The following is a 1,753-nucleotide window of genomic DNA, read 5'->3' as shown; positions in this document are numbered from 1 at the left end:
ATTTTAAATATTGTGTTATCTAGATAACTATCTAAATTTAATAATGGTTCTCCTTCCCCACAATTTTGTCTAAAAATAATACAAAAGCTTCCATTATAAATTTCTGTGTGAGCTTTGCACTTAACACACAAGTATAAAGGTTGACCACTCAGAGGATATTCAATCCTATTTCCTTGTCCATCTCTAAAGTAAACGCCAATAATATCTAAACCAGTGCTTTGTTCTGCTGGTTTCTCTTTAAAGAAAACAGCTCCTTTGGATTCCTGTTTATTATCTAGAAACAAATCTTGATCATATTGTTGCATTACCACAGCCGCCTTACCAACTGCTAGTAATTTTCCTCGTTCAAGATAAATGGCTGAATCACAAATAGATAGAATAGAATTAGGATTGTGAGCTACTAGAACAAACGTTGTACCTTTATCCCGTAATTCAGACAGCTTTCTATAGCATTTCATCCTAAACAGAAGATCGCCGACTGCTAGCACCTCATCAATCAGAAGAATATCTGGTTCTGTATGAATTGCACTAGCGAAGCCTAACCTTGCTGCCATTCCAGAACTATAGGTTTGTACCGGCGAATCAATCGCATCCCCAATTTGCGCAAACTCTATAACTTGATCAAACCGCTGATCAATTTCTTCCTTCGACAACCCCAAAATCGACATATTGGCATAAATATTTTCCCGCCCTGTCAAAATCGGATTAAACCCTGCTCCCAAAGCAATCAATGGTGCCAACCGACCTTTAACTTCCACAGAGCCAACATCCGGCTTAATCAAACCACTAATAATCCGCAACAATGTCGATTTACCACTACCATTTGTCCCCACTAAGCCAATAGCTTCTCCTCGTCGCAATTGAATACTGACATCATTCAGTGCCCAAAACTCCTTTTTCCGCAGCTTCTCATCCTTCTGCCTCAATCCTACTAACTCAGTGGCAATATCATGAACCCCATATAATAAAGACCGCTTCAAGTCCCGACAAAACTTTTTAGAAACCCCATTAACCGAGAGAATGACTTCACTATCCTGGGATTTGTCCCCAACGTCTCGCTCAGTGCTACTAATCATAATTAAGAACTGATCCTCTCAACTACAAAAGGCATGGAGAGACGATAGAAAATCCAAGCTAGTAGCAATCCCACCACAGCAATTCCACTCGCCACCCAAAATCCCAGGGGATCGGAGATCACACCTGTGGTTGCCAACTCTCGTGTTGTCACCAGCAAAGGAGTGACTGGATTGAATTTCACAATAGCGCCAAATACCCCCTCACTAGGAACTGGATAGACAACTGGAGTCAGAAATAACCAAAATCCAGTTGCCAAAGTAAGACCCATATAAAAATCTTTATACAAGGCTCCCATCGGGGCTAATAACAAGCCAATAAATGTTCCAAAAAATACAAGATTAATCAAAGCAACTGGTGCTATAATCACGCTCCAACTTACTGGCATCTTGAACCAGATAAACAAGCCCACAATCAGAATCAGCTTGATACCAAAGTTAAAAAATACTTGACCGAGTTTGCTAAGAATAATCGCTTCACGGGGGAAATTAATTTTAGCCAACATTGCCTTGGCCTGGGTCACGGCTTGGACAGGACCATTCAGTGTTTCCACAAAAGTCTGCCACAGGGTCATATTTCCACCCTACGATTGCGTTGCTGATTAACCTCAGTATCATTAGCTACCAGAGGACGAGTTTCTCCGTAGCCAATAATCAGCCAACGGTATGGATCGTCTAAA

At 41.0% G+C, this 1,753-nt stretch carries 2 protein-coding genes; both read right to left on the bottom strand.

Annotated features, from left to right (window positions below; translation table 11 throughout):
- Positions 1 to 1,076, bottom strand: a 1,076-nt coding sequence (locus F6K53_RS40005) for a polysaccharide ABC transporter ATP-binding protein (RefSeq protein WP_293085612.1), incomplete at its 3' end; no start/stop codon positions are given.
- 2 nt (positions 1,077 to 1,078) lie between these two features.
- Positions 1,079 to 1,648, bottom strand: coding sequence for an ABC transporter permease (locus F6K53_RS40000; RefSeq protein ID WP_293085609.1), 570 nt, complete (start codon positions 1,646 to 1,648; stop codon positions 1,079 to 1,081).
- Positions 1,649 to 1,753 lie beyond the last annotated feature (105 nt).

This window comes from Moorena sp. SIO4A1, from assembly GCF_010672065.1.
GTDB lineage: Bacteria > Cyanobacteriota > Cyanobacteriia > Cyanobacteriales > Coleofasciculaceae > Moorena.
Note: the sequence above shows the minus strand (reverse complement) of the source record. Positions and strands in the feature narration are given on the sequence as shown.